This is a genomic window from Paenibacillus sp. FSL M7-1455, assembly GCF_038004655.1.
GTDB classification, from domain to species: domain Bacteria; phylum Bacillota; class Bacilli; order Paenibacillales; family Paenibacillaceae; genus Paenibacillus_AQ; species Paenibacillus_AQ cookii.
Map to the genome: position 1 here is coordinate 4791265 of NZ_JBBORO010000001.1, position 19941 is coordinate 4811205.

Below are 19941 nucleotides of genomic sequence, written 5' to 3' on the forward strand. Positions count from 1 at the left end.
CAAAAAAGGGCGCTTGGAAAGCGGCCCTTTTTTATATTCGAGGCATTAAACGTATGAATTTATTTCGTAATGGTAGCCGTTTTCGTCTGATTGTCCCATGTAAGGTTCGCCCCTAAGGCTTCGGCAATTGCACGCAGAGGCACCGTGACTACCCCATCCTCCAGCTTGGCGCCGCTCAGCGTTTTGCCATTGGCGATTACGGTTACTTCGGGGCCGTCCGGGGCGGGAGTCTCTTTCTTTTTCAGCCCCAAATATTTTGCGATTCCGAGGACATGCCCGCTTACGATCGCCTCCATCACGGCCGGCTGTTTAAGCTTGGCGGCATCGGACGCGACATCGATGAATAAGTTTTCCGTCAAAACGGCCGGCATCCGGCTCTCGCGGCACATGTGCAGGTTCCCGGTCTTTTGCCCTCGATCCGCGACGCCAAAAGGTTTCAACCCAGCCATGATTTCCGTATGGAGCAGGTTTTGGAGCTTCACCGTCGCTGCCGATGCCGACGTATAACGATAAGATTCAAAACCGCCCGAGCCGCCTCCCGCATTGCAATGAACGCTAATCAGAAGATCTGCGCCCGCGGCGTTAGCCTGGCCGGTCCGGTCCTTCAGTTCGACAAACACGTCCGTGCTTCGGGATAACAATGCCTGTACATCCTCATATTCCGAATCCAAACGCTTTTTAATGGCTAATGCTAGCGCAAGAACAACATCCTTTTCCTGCAAACCATTTCCGGTAGCCCCCGAATCTTTGCCGCCATGTCCGGCATCGATCCACACTTTTTTCATTCGGATGACCTCCTTTTCGTGCAAACCGCTTACTATCCTCAGAATTTCTCAGGCCAGGCCGTTCTGTTTTCGAAAATCATACCCTTCCTTTTATATGATTATTCCGGTCATCATTTTTTGAGGCGGCGGTTGCACCAGGAAATATCCAAAAACCGGGAGAACCTGAATGGATTGCTATATAACAAAAAAACGCCCTTCGGCGTGTTTGTTTTAAATCTATATGGTGCGGGTGATGGGAATACTCAACATCTCGATTTAAAAGGCGAGCCTGCGGCTCGCACCTAGAGGTTGATGTTGACGCGCGTCCTGATCGGGACATTCTTAAAGAAGCTTTCACGGACGGTCGCACCCACGCTGCATGGCTTCTCTTCCCCACACGCCTCCATATAACAAAAAAACGCCCTTCGGCGTGATTGTTTTAAATCTATATGGAGCGGGTGATGGGAATCGAACCCACGCTACCAGCTTGGAAGGCTGGAGTTCTACCATTGAACTACACCCGCGTGAAAAAAGAAAGAGATCGGGATGACACGATTCGAACATGCGACCCCCTGGTCCCAAACCAGGTGCTCTACCAAGCTGAGCTACATCCCGAAAAGAAGGTAAACAGTTAAATGGAGCGGACGACGGGAATCGAACCCGCGACCCTCGCCTTGGCAAGGCGATGCTCTACCGCTGAGCCACGTCCGCATATTCATGGTGCGCGTGGAGGGACTTGAACCCCCACGTCAAAGACGCTAGATCCTAAGTCTAGTGCGTCTGCCAATTCCGCCACACGCGCAATTGAAAAACTGGTGAGCCATGAAGGACTCGAACCTTCGACACCCTGATTAAAAGTCAGGTGCTCTACCAACTGAGCTAATGGCTCGTAATTGCCTTGAGTAAAATGGCTGGGGATATAGGATTCGAACCTATGCATGACGGAGTCAAAGTCCGTTGCCTTACCGCTTGGCTAATCCCCAATAGTTAGGATAAATGGGGCGATCGATGGGACTTGAACCCACGAATGCCGGAGCCACAATCCGGTGCGTTAACCCCTTCGCCACGACCGCCATATGCAATTCTGGTGCCGGCGAGAGGACTTGAACCCCCAACCTACTGATTACAAGTCAGTTGCTCTACCAATTGAGCTACACCGGCGCAATGATTGAGTAAGATGATGCTAGAGAACAATAATGGCGGAACCGACGGGATTCGAACCCGCGATCTCCTGCGTGACAGGCAGGCATGTTAGGCCTCTACACCACGGTTCCAGGCCTTTATGAATCCTGAAAGCTTTTCGCTTTGAGGAATAATGGTGGAGACTGAGGGGATCGAACCCCCGACCCTCTGCTTGTAAGGCAGATGCTCTCCCAGCTGAGCTAAGTCTCCTTAAATTTTCTATGAACCCGACTGGATTCTCGTCCCAATCAAGGGAAAGTAATGGTGACCCGTAGGGGATTCGAACCCCTGTTACCTCCGTGAAAGGGAGGTGTCTTAACCCCTTGACCAACGGGCCTTAATATGTAAAGTTTGAAATGCTGGCGGAGAGAGAGGGATTCGAACCCTCGAGACGCTTGTGACGCCTACACGATTTCCAATCGTGCTCCTTCGGCCAGCTCGGACACCTCTCCGCGTCTTGTCCAAAAATGATGATTGCTTTCAGCATTCAAACATTTTATTGGAATTCAACTCCCCGAACAGGACTCGAACCTGTGACAACTCGATTAACAGTCGAGTGCTCTACCGACTGAGCTATCGGGGAACGTTTCGCAAAAAAATAACCACAAAGGATGTGGTTTCCGCTTGGCAGCGTCCTACTCTCCCAGGACCCTTCGGTCCAAGTACCATCGGCGCTGGAGGGCTTAACGGTCGTGTTCGGGATGGGTACGCGTGGAACCCCTCCGCCATCGCCACCAAACGGGATTTTTCGCTGCAACATCGCAGCTTCAAAATCGTTTGTGAAATTCGCTTCATCTTGATTGACGATTGAATTCCAATACGATATGTACAGGAATCGGCATCGCCAAATGCCGAAAGTCATACTTGTCCTTCGAAACCACTTGAGCTTCAAAAAGTTGTTTTGACTCCCTGAAAACTAGATACGAAACGTTTGCGTTTTATTTTCCGTAGCATTTCCCGGTTTTTGTTCCGGGCCCCGCCAAAGTACTCGGAATCAGCTACGAAGCTGCTCTTCACTTTGGTGGGTAATTTAGGATAAGCCCTCGACCGATTAGTATTGGTCAGCTCCATGCATTGCTGCACTTCCACCTCCAACCTATCTACCTCGTCGTCTTCAAGGGGTCTTACATACTGGGAAATCTCATCTTGAGGGGGGCTTCACGCTTAGATGCTTTCAGCGCTTATCCCGTCCGTACGTAGCTACCCAGCCATGCTCCTGGCGGAACAACTGGTGCACCAGCGGTACGTCCATCCCGGTCCTCTCGTACTAAGGACAGCTCCTCTCAAATTTCCTACGCCCACGACAGATAGGGACCGAACTGTCTCACGACGTTCTGAACCCAGCTCGCGTACCGCTTTAATGGGCGAACAGCCCAACCCTTGGGACCTACTTCAGCCCCAGGATGCGATGAGCCGACATCGAGGTGCCAAACCTCCCCGTCGATGTGGACTCTTGGGGGAGATAAGCCTGTTATCCCCAGGGTAGCTTTTATCCGTTGAGCGATGGCCCTTCCATGCGGTACCACCGGATCACTAAGCCCGACTTTCGTCCCTGCTCGACTTGTAGGTCTCGCAGTCAAGCTCCCTTCTGCCTTTGCACTCTTCGAATGATTTCCAACCATTCTGAGGGAACCTTGGGGCGCCTCCGTTACTCTTTAGGAGGCGACCGCCCCAGTCAAACTGCCCGCCTGACACTGTCCCCGTACCGGATCACGGTACCAGGTTAGAACCTAGATACGATCAGGGTGGTATCCCAACGTCGCCTCCACACAAGCTGGCGCTCATGCTTCAAAGGCTCCCACCTATCCTGTACAGATCGTACCCAAATCCAATATCAAGCTGCAGTAAAGCTCCATGGGGTCTTTCCGTCTTGTCGCGGGTAACCTGCATCTTCACAGGTATTAAAATTTCACCGGATCTCTCGTTGAGACAGCGCCCAAGTCGTTACGCCATTCGTGCGGGTCAGAATTTACCTGACAAGGAATTTCGCTACCTTAGGACCGTTATAGTTACGGCCGCCGTTTACTGGGGCTTCGGTTCACAGCTTCGGGATTACTCCCTAACCGCTCCCCTTAACCTTCCAGCACCGGGCAGGCGTCAGCCCGTATACTTCGCCTTACGGCTTCGCACAGACCTGTGTTTTTGCTAAACAGTCGCTTGGGCCTTTTCACTGCGGCCCCCTCGTGCTATTCACACTACCGGGGCACCCCTTCTCCCGAAGTTACGGGGTCATTTTGCCGAGTTCCTTAACGAGAGTTCTTCCGCGCGCCTTAGAATTCTCTTCTCGCCTACCTGTGTCGGTTTGCGGTACGGGCACCTTCACCTGGCTAGAGGCTTTTCTTGGCAGTGTGAGATCATGACCTTCGGTACTGCAATTTTCCCTCCCCGTCACAGCCTAGCCTTAACGATGTGCGGATTTGCCTACACATCAGCCTCACTGCTTGGACAGACATCCATCAGTCTGCGTCACTACCCTCCTGCGTCACCCCATCGCTCATAGCGGTTTACGGTGGTACAGGAATTTCAACCTGTTGTCCTTCGACTACGCCTTTCGGCCTCGCCTTAGGTCCCGACTTACCCTGAGCGGACGAGCCTTCCTCAGGAAACCTTGGGCTTTCGGCGGATCAGATTCTCACTGATCTTTTCGTTACTCATACCGGCATTCTCACTTGTATACGCTCCAGCGCTCCTTACGGTACACCTTCAACGCTGCATACAACGCTCCCCTACCCCTGAATCGACTTCACTCCGCCTTCGAAGTGTGTTTAACCCCTGAGAGCATTTGGTCATCCTTGATTTCATCTCAAGTCTGACATAAATGTTCATCTCAGGCTCACTACCTCAAAGAAGCAGTGAAGTCGATTCAAGCCATAGCTTCGGTGGTGTGTTTAGCCCCGTTACATTTTCGGCGCAGAGTCACTCGACCAGTGAGCTATTACGCACTCTTTAAATGGTGGCTGCTTCTAAGCCAACATCCTGGTTGTCTGTGCAACTCCACATCCTTTCCCACTTAACACACACTTGGGGACCTTAGCTGATGGTCTGGGCTGTTTCCCTTTTGACAATGGATCTTAGCACTCACTGTCTGACTCCCGGTCAATCAGTCTATGGCATTCGGAGTTTGACTGAACTTGGTAACCCTTGCGGGCCCCGCACCCAATCAGTGCTCTACCTCCACGACTGTACAACCGAGGCTAGCCCTAAAGCTATTTCGGGGAGAACCAGCTATCTCCGAGTTCGATTGGAATTTCTCCGCTACCCCCACCTCATCCCCGAATTTTTCAACATTCGTGGGTTCGGGCCTCCAGTGCGTGTTACCGCACCTTCACCCTGGACAGGGGTAGATCACACGGTTTCGGGTCTACGCCCACGTACTTCGTCGCCCTATTCAGACTCGCTTTCGCTGCGGCTACGGCTTCTCACCTTAACCTTGCACGGGAACGTAACTCGCCGGTTCATTCTACAAAAGGCACGCCATCACCCCTAAAACGGGCTCTGACTTCTTGTAAGCACACGGTTTCAGGTTCTATTTCACTCCCCTTCCGGGGTGCTTTTCACCTTTCCCTCACGGTACTGTTTCACTATCGGTCGCTAGGGAGTATTTAGCCTTACCAGATGGTCCTGGCAGATTCATACGGGGTTTCACGTGCCCCGCACTACTCGGGATCCGTCTCGGAGGGAACTGACTTTCGGCTACAGGGCTTTTACCTTCTATGCCGGGCCTTTCCAGACCTCTTCGCCTAACCAGTTCCTTTGTAACTCCATGTGAGACGTCCCACAACCCCGGCCAGCAAGCTGACCGGTTTAGGCTAATCCGCGTTCGCTCGCCGCTACTGACGGAATCACTATTGTTTTCTCTTCCTCAGGGTACTTAGATGTTTCAGTTCCCCTGGTATGCCTCTTCACATCCTATGTATTCAGATGCGAGTGACTGACTATTACATCAGCCGGGTTTCCCCATTCGGACATCCCCGGATCAAAGCTTGCTTACAGCTCCCCGAGGCAGTATCGTTGTTCGCCACGTCCTTCATCGGCTCCTAGCGCCTAGGCATCCTCCGTGTGCTCTTAGTAGCTTAACCTTTGACTCCTGTTTGCCTCGCTTCGCTCCGTTGTTTTGTGCTTCGCACAAAGCCAAAGTCGCTCTCCGATTCAAACACTCGTCTGCTACCTTTATTACTTGGTCTTTCAATGAAGACACAAGCAGCTATGATGAATTTCAATTTGACGCGAAGCCAAATTCAAAATCATCAGAAAAGGATATTTCTAAAACGCAAATTCGTTTCGTTATCTAGTTTTCAAGGATCAAGTGAGAGTTTGCTCTCTCAAAACTGAGCAATGAGTGAGTAACTAGCCGACCGGCTAGATTTAATATTTGAATGTTTCCGTTGCAGGAAACGATTCTCCATAGAAAGGAGGTGATCCAGCCGCACCTTCCGATACGGCTACCTTGTTACGACTTCACCCCAATCATCTACCCCACCTTCGGCGGCTGGCTCCTTGCGGTTACCCCACCGACTTCGGGTGTTGTAAACTCTCGTGGTGTGACGGGCGGTGTGTACAAGACCCGGGAACGTATTCACCGCGGCATGCTGATCCGCGATTACTAGCAATTCCGACTTCATGCAGGCGGGTTGCAGCCTGCAATCCGAACTGAGACCAGCTTTGATAGGATTGGCTCCGTCTCGCGACTTCGCTTCCCGTTGTACTGGCCATTGTAGTACGTGTGTAGCCCAGGTCATAAGGGGCATGATGATTTGACGTCATCCCCGCCTTCCTCCGGTTTGTCACCGGCAGTCATTCTAGAGTGCCCACCTTAATGTGCTGGCAACTAAAATCAAGGGTTGCGCTCGTTGCGGGACTTAACCCAACATCTCACGACACGAGCTGACGACAACCATGCACCACCTGTCTCCTCTGTCCCGAAGGCCGCCTCTATCTCTAGAGGATTCAGAGGGATGTCAAGACCTGGTAAGGTTCTTCGCGTTGCTTCGAATTAAACCACATACTCCACTGCTTGTGCGGGTCCCCGTCAATTCCTTTGAGTTTCAGTCTTGCGACCGTACTCCCCAGGCGGAATGCTTAATGTGTTAACTTCGGCACCAAGGGTATCGAAACCCCTAACACCTAGCATTCATCGTTTACGGCGTGGACTACCAGGGTATCTAATCCTGTTTGCTCCCCACGCTTTCGCGCCTCAGCGTCAGTTACAGCCCAGAAAGTCGCCTTCGCCACTGGTGTTCCTCCACATCTCTACGCATTTCACCGCTACACGTGGAATTCCACTTTCCTCTTCTGCACTCAAGTCACCCAGTTTCCAGTGCGAACTAGAGTTGAGCCCTAGCCTTAAACACCAGACTTAAGTGACCGCCTGCGCGCGCTTTACGCCCAATAATTCCGGACAACGCTTGCCCCCTACGTATTACCGCGGCTGCTGGCACGTAGTTAGCCGGGGCTTTCTTCTCAGGTACCGTCACTCGGATAGCAGTTACTCTACCCGACGTTCTTCCCTGGCAACAGAGCTTTACGATCCGAAAACCTTCATCACTCACGCGGCGTTGCTCCGTCAGGCTTTCGCCCATTGCGGAAGATTCCCTACTGCTGCCTCCCGTAGGAGTCTGGGCCGTGTCTCAGTCCCAGTGTGGCCGTTCACCCTCTCAGGTCGGCTACGCATCGTCGCCTTGGTGAGCCGTTACCTCACCAACTAGCTAATGCGCCGCAGGCCCATCCGTAAGTGACAGATTGCTCCGTCTTTCATTACCGCTCCATGCGAAGCGATAAATTATCCGGTATTAGCTACCGTTTCCGGTAGTTATCCCGATCTTACGGGCAGGTTGCCTACGTGTTACTCACCCGTCCGCCGCTAACCAAGAGCGATCCGAAGATCGCTAAGGTCCGCTCGACTTGCATGTATTAGGCACGCCGCCAGCGTTCGTCCTGAGCCAGGATCAAACTCTCCAAAAAAGTTTGTGACTCATTTTGAATCTGACGAGAAATAATGAATTTTTCGATTGAGCAAAGCCTAATCGGAAATTTCATTATATTAATTCTCATTGTTTGCTCCGCAAACCATCCAGCCATAGGCTTGGACCGATTTGCTTCGCGTTTCGGTTTCGTTGCCGAAACCTCATATCTCACTCGTTGTTCAGTTTTCAAAGATCAAACATTTCGTTTTCGTCGCCGCCGTTGTGCTCAGCAGCAACTCTTATATAATATCACGTTCTTTTTAAGATTGCAAGAACTTTTTTTGAAGTTCTTTTTTTGATTTCTTGGCCCTGCCTTCGTTTCCGTCGGCCGGATTTATAATGTACCATGGATTCAACGCCTGCGGCAAGCAGAAAAATTTTACAATTCGAATCTATTGTCGCTTCTTCTTTTCAATAGATGAAAGAAGTCTGCCGAGCCGCTTATGCTCAGGCAGACCCGCTCTCCTCAACTTAAATCGATTTTATTCGTTCTATATTATAGATGCTCGGCTACGACCGTAAACCGTTCATTGATATGCTTCGGATTTTCGATCTCGTCCAGCACGGCGATCGCATAGTCTGCATAGCTAATGTAGCTTTCGCCCTTGGAATTCACAAGCAGATGGTCTTTTCCCGTTTTGTAAGAGCCCGTTCTTTTTCCTTCCGCATCAAAAAATGCCGATGGGCTGAGGAATGTCCACGTGATCCCTTCCGATTGCTGCAGGTCCTCCAGGTTTTTCCCCTGATTGGATGCCGTCGGATAGTAAATGCTCGGGAAGTCCGGCGTATCCATCACTTTTAATGTTTTGGCTTCGTCGGCAAATAAGCTTCCGGCCCCGCCAACGACAAACAACTTCGTATTCGGTGCCCCTTTCAAAGCGTCGATGAGCGCTCTTCCCGCTTCCACGTGCAGATGCTCGCTGCCCGGTGGGGCCGAAAAAGCGTTCACCACGACGTCGAACGGCTGCAAATCGGCTGCCGACAAATCAAACAAATCTTTTTCGATGACCGAAGCATATCCGCCTTGCAGCTTGGATGCGTTTCTTACGATGGCCGTTACTTCATGTCCTCGCTTGGCGGCCTCTTGGGCGATCAGTTTGCCTGCTTTCCCGCTGGCTCCGATGACTGCGATTTTCATAATATGTCTTCCTCCCGTATGGTATCATTACCTGTAATCGAATATATTACATGTAATTATTTTAGTTACAACTTAACGCTTTGTCAACCGTCACATTTTGAGCGTATTTTCCATCCGGAGCTTTACTTGTAACGATAGTATGGTCATGTTATAAATGATTATATTCGTTAAGGAAGAAAGAAGGGGTCAAGGTGTCCATCAGCAGCAGATTTTCCGTAGCGATACACATTTTGTGCTTGCTGGCCGTCAGCAAAGACAAGGCAACCAATACTTCCGAGTATATCGCCGCCAGCGTCAACACGAATCCCGTCGTGATCCGCAAAGTCATGAGCATGTTGAAAAGCGCCGGCCTCGTACACGTTCGTGCCGGGGTGGCCGGGGCCGAACTGGCCAAAGAACTGCCAAACATAACGCTTCTCGATGTATACAAGGCGGTGAACGTCGTGGCCGAAAACGATTTATTCAACTCCCATGAACACCCGAACCCGGAATGTATCGTCGGCCGCAATATCCAACAATCGTTGACCAAACAATTTTCGGCAGCCCAAAACGCAATGGAGCAATCGCTTGCCGGCGTTACCCTTGCCGAAGTCGTCGAAGATATTTTGGAGTCCGATAAAATGAGATCCTTAGAAAACGGATAGAGGCAGTCGCTTGAAATGCGGCAAACCCTGCGTAAACATAAAAACGAGGCCAATCCCCCATCGCGGAGGTTCGCCTCGTTTCTTCATTATTAGGGAAAAATAACGGATCAGACCTTATTGGGCGGAATTCTTCAGCAAAGGCTGCCAGGTAAGCCCTTCCCCGCAAATTTCGATGCGCAGATCCGAAATCTTTTTCAGCGCTTCTTCCCGCCGCTGTTCAAGAACGTCAACGGATTTGGCATGCAGCAGATCAAGCTCTTGCCGCGTAACCGCCGCCCTGTTCGCAATATCCTGCTTGCTTTTCGCGACAATGGCGTTCAGCCTTTCGGTCTGCTTCTTATAGATTTTCGCGTATTCCTGCTGGGCCTTCGTTTTGCTGATCTTGCCGCGGGAGTATTGATAAATCGGGCTGCCGTAAAAGTTTTTGCTTGAAGCGTGCTTCAGCCTCTGCATCGGACTGTCGTAATAGTTTTCATTGACCGCCTTGCTGTATTTGAATGCCGCGCTGTCCAGATAGTTGGGATTGATCGCCTTACTGTATCTCCACGTTTTGCTGTCGATGAAATTTTCGTTCAGCGCCTTGTTGTAGACCCACATGGTGCTGTCCCGGTAATTGCGGTTGGCCTCGGTGGCATAAAGGTTCATCGGGCTGCCCCGGAAATTCTGGTTAATGTATCTGTCATAGGTTCTCAGGGCTGAAGTTTTACTCCGGTCATCCCCGTATTTTTCCTTCAACTCGTTATAGTCCGCTTCCAGCTTCTCGTCCCATTGCTTCAGATCCGACAGTACCTTGGTTTCGAGCTCGGTCATGGTCGCCGTGTATTGGGTCAAATACTGATTATAGCTGGCATCGATCTGCTCCTGATAGTTTTTATAGGAAGAGGTCACTTTCTGGTTATAGGCCTTGTAATCGGCCAGCACCTTGTTGATCCACTTGGAATCGGCCGCGCTGGCCGAACCGGCAGGGACAATCATGACCAAGGCAACCGCCAGGCTTAAAACCGTCAGCAGAGGTTTGACGATGGCGCGTTTCATTCGCATCTCACCTTTCGTTTGTTTTAGGGCGTAAACCATCCATATCTTACCCAATCAAGGGATACCTTCCAATACGCGTTTTGCAAAAACTTACTTTGGAACCATGAAATCGATACTTAGGTAAGGAAACTCCGCTTCGCATCAAAGCAAGCCGATTTCAACGAATGCAGGCCCGGTAGGCCGAAGGCGATAGGCCCGTATAACCTTTGAACTGCCGCGAAAAATAGGCCAGCTGCATGCCGATCTGGTCGGCGATGTCCGAAATGGCGGTATCGGTGTAGGTCAGCAGCCTTTTGGCTTCCTCCATCCGTTTGCGCTGCACGTAATGCATCGGCGTGACGCCCATGATTTTTTTGAAATAAGGGATGAAATAGTTCGGATGCAAATGTACGATTTCCGCCAACTGTTCGATTTCCATCGGTTCATGCAAATGCGTTTGGATATAGCTTAATACGTTTCCGAGCTTGCTCCGTTCCGTCTGCTGCATAAATTTTTTCCAAAAATCGGTGTATCCCCCGTCCTCCAGGCAGCACGCCAGCATCGTCAGCAAGCAGGACTGTGTTCGCAGCACGGCAAAAGGCCCTCCCCGATGGAAAAGCTCCACCAACTCTTGAAAAGTCCGTTCGATAAAAGCAGGGTCGCGGGCGTCGCAAATATACAGGCTGCCGTCCGCCGGAAAAAGGGGCCATTCCCCCACCTGGGCGTCAAAATGGCAAAAATAGCGCGAATACGGATCTTCCTGATCGGTCAGTGCCATCTGATTCGTGCCCGCCGGCATGATCATCATCTGATTGGGTTTCGGTTCGTATTTGACCCCGTTGAGCGTGACCGACCCCCGCCCTTCCGCGATAAAATAGAGCCGGTGAAACGACGGGGCGATTTCCGTCCGGTTCCATCCGGGAAACCCTTTTCGGTATTGGGCGTAGCTGATGTTCAACGTCAATCCTTCCGGCATTCTTCCGGCCATGTCCGGCGCGAGTTCCACGAGCGCATTCCCCCTTTTCTTCTCCCTTATTGTACCATTGGCCATTTATCCAAAACACCTTAATTTTGTGCAAAACACTCTTAATCCAGGTCATTCTCATCTTTTCGGATTCGGGCTAAGCTTAGGGGGAATAGCAGAGAGAAAGGGTGAAATTCCGGCATGGAAAAGGTTCGCTATGGCATTATCGGAATTGGAAATATGGGCGTCTCTCATGCCCAAAACCTGTGCGGGGAAATTCGCGGCGCCGAACTCACGGCCGTCTGCGACACGAATCCCGAAAGACTGAAATGGGCGAAGGAGCATTTACCGGCGTCGGTGCAGCTGTATGATACGCCGGAAGCGTTTTGGGCTTCCCAGGCGATGGATGCCGTACTGATCGCGGTCCCGCATTACGACCATCCGGGGATGGCCATTCAGGCGTTTGAAGACGGTTACCATGTGCTGGTGGAAAAACCGGCAGGCGTGTATACGAAAGCGGTAAGGGAAATGAACGACGCGGCGGCGAAAAGCGGCAAGCAATTCGGCATCATGTACAATCAGCGCACGAACCCGCTCTACATCAAACTCCGCGACCTCATCCAATCCGGCGAGCTCGGCGAAGTCCGCAGAACGAACTGGATCATCACGAACTGGTACCGCTCGCAAAGCTACTACGATTCCGGCGGCTGGCGCGCCACTTGGGCCGGCGAAGGCGGCGGCGTGCTGCTGAACCAGGACCCCCATCAGCTGGATCTATGGCAGTGGACCACCGGCATGATGCCAAAACGGGTCCGGGCATTTTGCCATTTCGGCAAATACCGCAACATTGAAGTCGAAGACGACGTGACCGCTTACGTCGAATACGAGAACGGAGCCACGGGCGTGTTTGTGACCACCGTCGGGGAAAGCCCCGGCACGAACCGTTTCGAAATCAGCGGCGACAACGGCAAAATCGTCATCGAAAACGATAAATTGACCTTCTGGCGCCTGCGCGTCCCCGAACCGGAGTTTAACCGCAACTATAAGGGCGGGTTCGGACAGCCGGAATGCTGGGTATGCGATATCCCGGTAGCCGGCGGCGGCGGACCGCAGCATAAGGGCATTTTGCAAAACTTCACGAATGCGCTCCTGCATGGCGAAAAGCTGCTTGCCCCCGGCGAAGAAGGCATTCTCGGCTTGACCATTTCGAACGCGATGCACCTGTCCGCCTGGACCGACGATTGGGTCGATCTGCCGCTGGACGAGGACCTTTTTTACGAAAAGCTTCAGGAAAAAATAGCGAATTCCACGTTCCGCAAAGATCCGTCCGCAGCCGCGGTATTGGACGTCAAAGGAACGCATTGATCCCTTGCGAGGAGGCATGAACCCATGAAACTTTCCGTATTTACCGTAGCCACCCCGGACCTGACGCCCGAAGAGCTGGTTCAAGCCGCCAAAGAAGCCGGACTTCACGGCGTCGAATGGCGATTCAAGGAAGTGCCGAAAGCCATAGCCGGAGAGCAGCCTTCCTTCTGGGGAAACAACCTGTGCTCCATCGATCCGTCGCTCCCGGAACCGGAAATGCTGAAATTCAAGGAAGTAACCGAGGCCGAAGGACTCGAGGTCGTGAGCGTAACCCCCTACTTGAACGAAATGAAGCTCGACGAAACGGAACATGCCTTCCATACGGCCCGCCTGCTCGGGGCAAGCATGATCCGGATCGGCGTAGCCCCTTACAATAAGACGTTATCCTACCCGGATTTGTACGAAAAAAACGTGAGCTACTTAAAAGAAGCCGAACGGCTCGCGAAGCAATACGGCGTCAAAGGCGTCGTCGAAACGCATCACGGGACGATCGCGCCAAGCGCCGGACTGGCGCATCGCCTGGTCAGCCACTGCGACCCGGACTATATCGGCGTGCTGCTTGATCCGGGCAACATGGTGCACGAAGGTTTCGAGCATTACCGCATGGGCATGCAGCTGCTGGGTCCCTACCTTGCGCATGTGCATGTCAAAAACGCGCGTTTCGTGCAGGACGGCAGCCGCGAGGACGGAACCGCCAAATGGCGCTCCGAGTGGGCTCCGCTCCGGGACGGCATCATCGATTTTGCCGCGTTCGTGGAGGACTTGAAAAGCGTTGGATACGACGGATACCTCGGCATAGAGGACTTCAGCGGACAATACCCCTCCCGCGAGCTGCTGAAGCAGTTCGGCGAATTTATGCGCGAAAGGATGTAAACGAATGACAGCTTCGAAGCAGGACGGAATGAACTACGCTCCGCAGGGCAAACCGAACCATGTCGTTCAGCCCGGCGAATTCGCGTTCGCGGCGGCCGCGCTGGACCACGGCCATATTCACGGCATGAGCAAAGGGCTCATCGAAGCCGGGGCTGCCTTGAAATGGGTGTACGACCGGGACTATGCCAAAGCCGAAAGTTTCGCCTCCAAGTTTCCCGGGGCCAAAGCCGTGGACAGCCTCGAGCGGATTTTGGAAGATCCCGAAGTGCGCCTGGTCGCGGCGGCGGCCGTGCCATCCGAACGCTGCGCGCTTGGGCTGCGGGTCATGGATGCGGGCAAAGACTACTTCACGGACAAAACGCCGTTTACGTCATTGGAGCAGCTGGAGGCGGCCCGGGCAAAAGTCCGGGAAACCGGCCAAAAATATATGGTGTATTACAGCGAGCGCCTTCACGTCGAATCCGCCGTATATGCGGGACAGCTGATCCGCGAAGGGGCAATCGGCCGCGTGCTGCAGGTCACCGGGTTCGGCCCGCATCGCCTGAGCGCGTCCTCCCGTCCGGATTGGTTTTTCCAAAAAGACAAATACGGCGGCATATTATGCGACATCGGCAGCCATCAAATCGAGCAGTTCCTTTTTTATACCGGAAACAAAGACGCGAAAGTGCTGCACAGCAAAGTGGCCAATTACAACCATCCGGACTATCCGGAGCTTGAGGATTACGGCGACGCCACGCTGGTAGGAGAGAACGGGGCCACCCAATATTTCCGGGTCGACTGGTTTACGCCGGACGGGCTCGGCACATGGGGCGACGGCAGAACGTTTATCCTCGGCACGGACGGGTACATCGAGCTGCGAAAGTACATCGACATCGCCAGGGATTCGGCCGGGGACCATGTATATTTGGTCAATAAAGACGGGGAACGCCGCTTCGACGTGAACGGGCAGGTCGGCTATCCGTTTTTCGGCGAGCTCATCCTCGACTGCCTGAACCGGACCGAACATGCGATGACGCAGGAGCATGCCTTTAAGGCTGCGGAATTATGCCTGAAGGCGCAGGAAATGGCCGTCCGCATTTCGTAATGCAAGGCGGCCATGCCAAATTTCAACGGACAGGACGGGATCGTCATGCAAAAGTTAGGAGCAGCCATCATCGGCTGCGGGGCCATCCATCCCCTTCATGCCGGCTCGATTGCGGAACTGGAAGACGCCGAACTGCGGGTCGTCATCGACGCCGATCCGGAGAAAGCCCAAGGGGCGGCAAGCCGTTACGGATGCGAAGCCGCCACGGATTACAAAGTGCTGCTTGAACGGGAAGACATTCAAATCGTTCACCTGTGCACCCCCCATCATCTGCACGCCGAGATGGCGCTTGAACTGTTCGCGGCCGGCAAACACGTCCTGACGGAAAAACCGATCGCGGAAAATGCCGCGGCCGCCCAAGCCATGATCGAAGCAGCGAAAAAAAACCGGCGCCAGCTGGGCGTTTCGTTCCAAAACCGTTATAATGACGCTTCGCGGATCATCCATGAACATATCGTCTCCGGCGAGCTGGGCCGGCTGGTCTGCATGAAAGGCATCGTCACCTGGCATCGCGGCCGTGCCTACTACGAAAGCGGAGCGTGGCGAGGCAAATGGAGCACCGAAGGCGGCGGGATGCTGATCAACCAGGCCATCCATACCCTTGATTTGCTGCAATGGTTCGGGGGTGAAATCACCTCGGTCAAAGGGAGCGTGACATGCGATACGCTGGAGGATGCCGTCGAGGTGGAAGATTCCGCGCATGCCTGCATCGATTTCGTTAGCGGCGCCAGGGCGTTGTTTTACGGAACGAACGGATACGGCGCCGATTCGCCCGTGGAGCTGGAGGTCGTATTCGAGCATGGCGTGTTAACCCAGCGCCGGGATTCGCTGTACTTATGGAAAGACGGCAGGGAAACGCTTCTAAGCGAGCCGCCCCGATCGAACTTCGGAGGCAAATCGTATTGGGGGCCGAGCCACCGGAAGCTGATTGCCGACTTTTACGCGCATGTCCGGGAGGATCGTCCGTTCTGGATTAACGGGGAGGAAGGCATCAAGGCGCTGCATCTGATCGAAGCGCTGTACGAACGGACCCGGAGCGGCCAAGGGCTGCGGTTTCCTCCGGCAAACGCCGTGCTGACGAAATCACAGTAAAATTTATGTTATGCCACGGAAAAGCTCCTGCATCGATCCTTGCATTCCCGAACTTACGGGCTGCGGCGATCCGATGCAGGAGCTTCCTTTTTTAAGCCGGAGGCCGATGATTCCCCGAAGGGATGCAGGCAGCTTGAGCCCTCGGCCGAACGCCGTTATTTGCTTTGCGGGAAGAAGCTGCATTACAATAGAAGTTATAAGAAATAATAGTGGAAACGGGGTGATGCTGTGAGCGGTTTTCAACATGAATTCGGAAATGACGGCGCCAAATACATCGTATCCGGAGATTCCATCTCCAAAGGCGTCATTTATGACGAGGTTCGCAACAAATACGTGATTTTGGAGGACAACTACGTCTCGCTGCTCCAAAACAAGCTGAAAGGCGCGGTCCGCAATACCGCAAGATTCGGAAATACGCTGCTCAAGGGTATTAGCAACCTGAAAAGGGATGTCATGAAGGAAAAGCCGAACATCGTGCTGATCGAATACGGCGGGAACGATTGCGATTATAACTGGAACGAAATTGCGAAAGACCCCGGCCGCGAGCATCACCCGAAAACGGATTTCCATACGTTCGAAAAAGTGCTGATGGAAACGGTCAACGACCTGAAAAGCCAGCAGATCATCCCGATTCTGATGAGCCTGCCTCCGCTGAACGCGGACAATTACTTCAAATGGGTCACCCAAAACGATCCGGAAGCGCAGCAAAACGTCCTGGAATGGCTCGGCAGCGTCACGAAAATCTATTGGTGGCAGGAGCGCTACAATTCGACGATTCTCAAAGTGTCCGAGCTGACCAAAACAAAATTGATCGACGTGCGCGGCGCATTTCTCCAGCAACCCGACTTCACGAAGTTCCTCTGCTCCGACGGCATTCATCCGAACGAGGCGGGACACCGCATCATTTTCGACAAAGTGGTGGAGTTCGTCAAATCGAATTACCGGCATCTGCTGCGGGACGGCGGTACCAACGCCGCTTGCGAAGGATAATAAGCAGCATGCCCTACGAAAAAAATCCCCTCGGCGCGACCGGCGCCGGGCTGCAGCGGCCAAAACCTTGAACCGCGGTGCCCGTGCCGGCGTATGGAGGGGATTTTTGCCGCTTGCGAAGGGATTCCCGATTCCATGAGCCCCGATGAGGGTCTGGGCGTTAATGGGAAAACACGTTTGCAGCATTTACCTGATTTCGAACGCGTTTCGCACGGGATGGATCTTCCAGATTTCGGACGCGTAACGCTTGACAGTACAATCGCTGGAAAAATGCCCCGAGTGGGCGATATTGACGATCGATTTGGCTGCCCAGTCCTGCGCGTCCCAATACGCCCGTTCAACCGCGGCATGCGTATCGGCGTAATCCGCAAAATCGCGGAGCACGAAAAACTCGTCGTTATGGTCGAGAAGCGATTGGTAGATCACCTCGAATTCGCGGTCATGCCGGCAAAAAGGACCGGGAACGATCAAATCGTCCAGCACCCGTTTGACCCTTGGGTCGCGTTCATAGATTTCTCTCGCCCAGTATCCTCCATGCTTGTAATAATCCATGACTTCCTCCGAACGCAGGCCGAACAGGAACATGTTCTCCGCCCCGATGCGTTCATGCATTTCAACGTTGGCCCCGTCGAGCGTGCCGACCGTCAACGCCCCGTTCATCATGAATTTCATGTTGCCCGTGCCGGAAGCTTCTTTGCCTGCCGTCGATATTTGTTCGCTGACGTTGGCGGCGGGGATGATTTTCTCGGCGAGGGAAACCGAATAATTTTCGAGGAACACGACCTTCAGCCTGCCCTCCATTTGCGGATCCCGGTTGACGGTATCCATGACGGCATGGATCAGTTTGATGATGCATTTCGCCAAAAAATAGGCCGGCGCCGCCTTCGCGGCAAAAATAAACGTGCGGGGAAGGCGTTCGGCGGTCGGATCGTCTTTGATCGCATGATATAAATGCATGATGTGCAGCGCGTTCAGGAGCTGCCGCTTATATCCGTGAAGCCGTTTGACCTGTACGTCAAACAGCGACTCCGGATCGACGGCAATGCCCTGCTTCTGCCGGATTTCACCGGAAAGGCGCTGCTTGTTTCCATGTTTGATCCGGAGGATTTCTTCCCGGAACAACGAATCGTTTTTGAAACGTTCCAATTCCTGCAGCCGTTCGGGATTTTCGATCCAGCCGGTGCCGATGCCGTCGCAAACAAGGCGGCTGAGCTCCGGATTGGCATGCATCAGCCAGCGGCGGTGGGCGATGCCGTTCGTTTTGTTGTTGAACCGTTCCGGGAACAAGCCGTAAAAGGGTTTCATGACGTCGTTTTTCAACAGCTCCGTATGCAGCCGGGCCACGCCGTTCACGCTGTAGCTGCCGACGACGGCCAAATGGGCCATCTTCACCTGGCCGCTTTCGATGATGGCCATCCGGGAGACGAGGTCCTGCCTGCCCGGAAAACGTTCCAGCAGCATGCCGCAAAAACGTTTGTTGATTTCTTCGATGATCATGTACACGCGCGGCAGAAGCTCGCGCACCATGTTGACCGGCCATTTTTCCAGCGCTTCGCTCATCAGCGTATGATTCGTATACGACACGGTACGGATCGTCAGGCTCCACGCCTCATCCCAGCCGAACCCCTTCTCGTCGATCAAAATCCGCATCAGCTCCGGAATGACCAGCGTCGGATGCGTATCGTTGATATGGACGGCCACCTTCCGGGGAAGCTCGGAAAAAGGCAATCCCAGCTTCTCGAAGGTCCGCAGCACGCTTCTCAGTCCTGCCGAGCACAAAAAGTACTGCTGTTTCAGGCGAAGCAGCTTTCCCTCGTACCCCGAATCATCCGGATATAAAAATTCGGAGATGGATTCCACCGAACGATTATAGTCCAAAAATTGATAATATCCTTTATTCGCGGGACCGCTCTGGGCGCCGGACCGCAGGATGGCCGGATCGACCGCGGACTCGGCGCTCCACAGCCGGAGGGTGTTGACATGCGGGCTGCCGTAACCGATGACGGGGACGTCATAGGGCACCGCCCAAATTTTTTCGTCGCCGACCGTTTCGAACACGGTCCTGCCGTTTTTTTCGGACACCTCCACCCGTCCCCAAAAGCTGACCGGAACCCGCTTATCCTCCCGGCGTTCCTCCCATACATACCCTTTTTGCAGCCACGGATCGGGGAGCTCGACCTGGTGGCCGTCGACGATTTTTTGTTCAAACAAGCCGTATTTATAGCGGATGCCGCAGCCGTGGCCCGCATACCCCAAGGACGCGAGCGAATCGAGAAAACAGGCGGCGAGGCGTCCGAGCCCCCCGTTGCCGAGACCGGCATCCGGCTCCTGCTCCTCGATCGTTTCCAAATCCCAGCCCAGCTCCTTCAGTCCCTCGCGGACCGTGTCGTACATGCCCAGGTTCAGCAGATTGTTCCCGAGCAGGCGGCCGACGAGAAACTCCATTGAAAAATAATACACCTGCTTTTCCCGGTCCGCCTTATAGGCCTGATTCGTTTCGGCCCACTCGCGCCCAATGTTTTCGCGGATCAAATTTCCGAGTATTTTGTAAATGTCGCCTGCCGTCGCCTCCTCCATGCTTTTTCCCAAACGGCTAACCAATTGCTCCTTGAACGCAGTTTTGAAAAATTCCTTGTTGTCGAACAAAAGAAGTTCCTCCTGACGTTTAAGATTCGCGGATTTACAGCCAGCGTTACGGCGTTGTACGATCGCCGCCAAGCCTGTCGCGCCGCCGGCTAGAATCGTAAGGCGCTCTGCCTGGATACAGGCGATCCCGTTTACGACGGCTGAAGCAACGTTGGAGGAGAGCCGCTTTCGGCCATGCCCGGCCCGCAGGCTGCAGCCCTATTCCCCAAGCAACTCCCACCT

General features: G+C 53.4%; 11 protein-coding genes, 13 tRNA genes and 3 rRNA genes. 6 read left to right on the plus strand and 21 right to left on the minus strand.

From position 1 onward, the window contains the following. Nucleotides 1-59 precede the first annotated feature (59 nt). From NYE48_RS22050 to NYE48_RS22135, 18 genes are all read right to left on the minus strand, one after another. On the minus strand, nt 60-785 hold the full coding sequence (locus NYE48_RS22050; protein WP_212952075.1) for an N-acetylmuramoyl-L-alanine amidase: 726 nt from the start codon (nt 783-785) through the stop codon (nt 60-62). A gap of 429 nt (nt 786-1214) precedes the next feature. Next, nucleotides 1215-1288: transfer RNA gene (locus NYE48_RS22055), tRNA-Gly, on the minus strand. A gap of 17 nt (nt 1289-1305) precedes the next feature. After that, nucleotides 1306-1379 (minus strand) — tRNA-Pro (locus NYE48_RS22060). Between the two features lie 21 nt (nt 1380-1400). Then, nucleotides 1401-1475 (minus strand) — tRNA-Gly (locus NYE48_RS22065). 7 nt (nt 1476-1482) lie between these two features. Further along, a tRNA-Leu gene (locus tag NYE48_RS22070) sits at nt 1483-1566 on the minus strand. Between the two features lie 11 nt (nt 1567-1577). Further along, nucleotides 1578-1653: transfer RNA gene (locus NYE48_RS22075), tRNA-Lys, on the minus strand. Between the two features lie 19 nt (nt 1654-1672). After that, nucleotides 1673-1747 (minus strand) — tRNA-Gln (locus tag NYE48_RS22080). A gap of 14 nt (nt 1748-1761) precedes the next feature. After that, nucleotides 1762-1837: transfer RNA gene (locus NYE48_RS22085), tRNA-His, on the minus strand. Between the two features lie 12 nt (nt 1838-1849). Beyond that, nucleotides 1850-1925, minus strand: a tRNA-Thr gene (locus tag NYE48_RS22090). Between the two features lie 36 nt (nt 1926-1961). Further along, nucleotides 1962-2038: transfer RNA gene (locus NYE48_RS22095), tRNA-Asp, on the minus strand. Nucleotides 2039-2080: 42 nt separating this feature from the next. Then, nucleotides 2081-2156, minus strand: a tRNA-Val gene (locus NYE48_RS22100). 52 nt (nt 2157-2208) lie between these two features. After that, nucleotides 2209-2283, minus strand: a tRNA-Glu gene (locus NYE48_RS22105). 23 nt (nt 2284-2306) lie between these two features. Further along, nucleotides 2307-2398 (minus strand) — tRNA-Ser (locus NYE48_RS22110). Nucleotides 2399-2456: 58 nt separating this feature from the next. Next, nucleotides 2457-2529 (minus strand) — tRNA-Asn (locus tag NYE48_RS22115). A 39-nt stretch (nt 2530-2568) separates the two neighbouring features. Further along, nucleotides 2569-2685: ribosomal RNA gene (gene rrf / locus NYE48_RS22120) — 5S ribosomal RNA — on the minus strand. A 292-nt stretch (nt 2686-2977) separates the two neighbouring features. Continuing rightward, nucleotides 2978-6025, minus strand: a 23S ribosomal RNA gene (locus tag NYE48_RS22125). Between the two features lie 329 nt (nt 6026-6354). Beyond that, a 16S ribosomal RNA gene (locus NYE48_RS22130) occupies nt 6355-7907 on the minus strand. Together the 16S, 23S and 5S rRNA genes with 13 tRNA genes alongside form the textbook arrangement of a ribosomal RNA operon. 498 nt (nt 7908-8405) lie before the next feature. Next, a complete protein-coding gene (locus NYE48_RS22135) occupies nt 8406-9047 on the minus strand; it encodes an NAD(P)-dependent oxidoreductase (protein WP_036713377.1) in 642 nt (213 codons plus the stop codon). A gap of 191 nt (nt 9048-9238) precedes the next feature. Here NYE48_RS22135 and NYE48_RS22140 point away from each other — a divergent pair, with 191 nt between their 5' ends. Then, entirely contained in the window at nt 9239-9691 is a 453-nt protein-coding gene (locus tag NYE48_RS22140) for an Rrf2 family transcriptional regulator (protein WP_036713379.1), read from the plus strand. Between the two features lie 114 nt (nt 9692-9805). Here NYE48_RS22140 and NYE48_RS22145 read toward each other — a convergent pair whose 3' ends face one another. Beyond that, nucleotides 9806-10726 carry a hypothetical protein gene (locus tag NYE48_RS22145; RefSeq protein ID WP_340999965.1) on the minus strand — a complete coding sequence of 307 codons (921 nt, stop codon included), beginning with the start codon at nt 10724-10726 and terminating at the stop codon, nt 9806-9808. A gap of 157 nt (nt 10727-10883) precedes the next feature. Continuing rightward, the gene (locus tag NYE48_RS22150) at nt 10884-11711 is read right to left on the minus strand and encodes an AraC family transcriptional regulator (RefSeq protein ID WP_246537328.1); all 828 of its coding nucleotides are present in this window, start codon (nt 11709-11711) and stop codon (nt 10884-10886) included. 159 nt (nt 11712-11870) lie between these two features. Here NYE48_RS22150 and NYE48_RS22155 point away from each other — a divergent pair, with 159 nt between their 5' ends. The 5 genes from NYE48_RS22155 to NYE48_RS22175 all read left to right on the plus strand — a co-directional run bounded on the left by NYE48_RS22155 (nt 11871) and on the right by NYE48_RS22175 (nt 17073). Next, nucleotides 11871-13034, plus strand: coding sequence for a Gfo/Idh/MocA family protein (locus NYE48_RS22155; protein ID WP_340999966.1), 1164 nt, complete (start codon nt 11871-11873; stop codon nt 13032-13034). Between the two features lie 24 nt (nt 13035-13058). Further along, a complete protein-coding gene (locus tag NYE48_RS22160; protein WP_036713384.1) occupies nt 13059-13907 on the plus strand; it encodes a sugar phosphate isomerase/epimerase family protein in 849 nt (282 codons plus the stop codon). A gap of 4 nt (nt 13908-13911) precedes the next feature. Continuing rightward, nucleotides 13912-14991 (plus strand): Gfo/Idh/MocA family protein, encoded by a 1080-nt coding sequence (locus NYE48_RS22165; protein WP_036713386.1) that lies wholly within the window; start codon nt 13912-13914, stop codon nt 14989-14991. A 45-nt stretch (nt 14992-15036) separates the two neighbouring features. Then, a complete protein-coding gene (locus tag NYE48_RS22170) occupies nt 15037-16083 on the plus strand; it encodes a Gfo/Idh/MocA family protein (RefSeq protein ID WP_036713420.1) in 1047 nt (348 codons plus the stop codon). A gap of 228 nt (nt 16084-16311) precedes the next feature. Beyond that, nucleotides 16312-17073, plus strand: coding sequence for an SGNH/GDSL hydrolase family protein (locus NYE48_RS22175; RefSeq protein WP_340999967.1), 762 nt, complete (start codon nt 16312-16314; stop codon nt 17071-17073). A 186-nt stretch (nt 17074-17259) separates the two neighbouring features. On the opposite strand, the gene NYE48_RS22180 is transcribed toward NYE48_RS22175, so the two are convergent. Then, a complete protein-coding gene (locus tag NYE48_RS22180) occupies nt 17260-19719 on the minus strand; it encodes a glycogen/starch/alpha-glucan phosphorylase (RefSeq protein WP_340999968.1) in 2460 nt (819 codons plus the stop codon). Nucleotides 19720-19941: the final 222 nt, after the last annotated feature.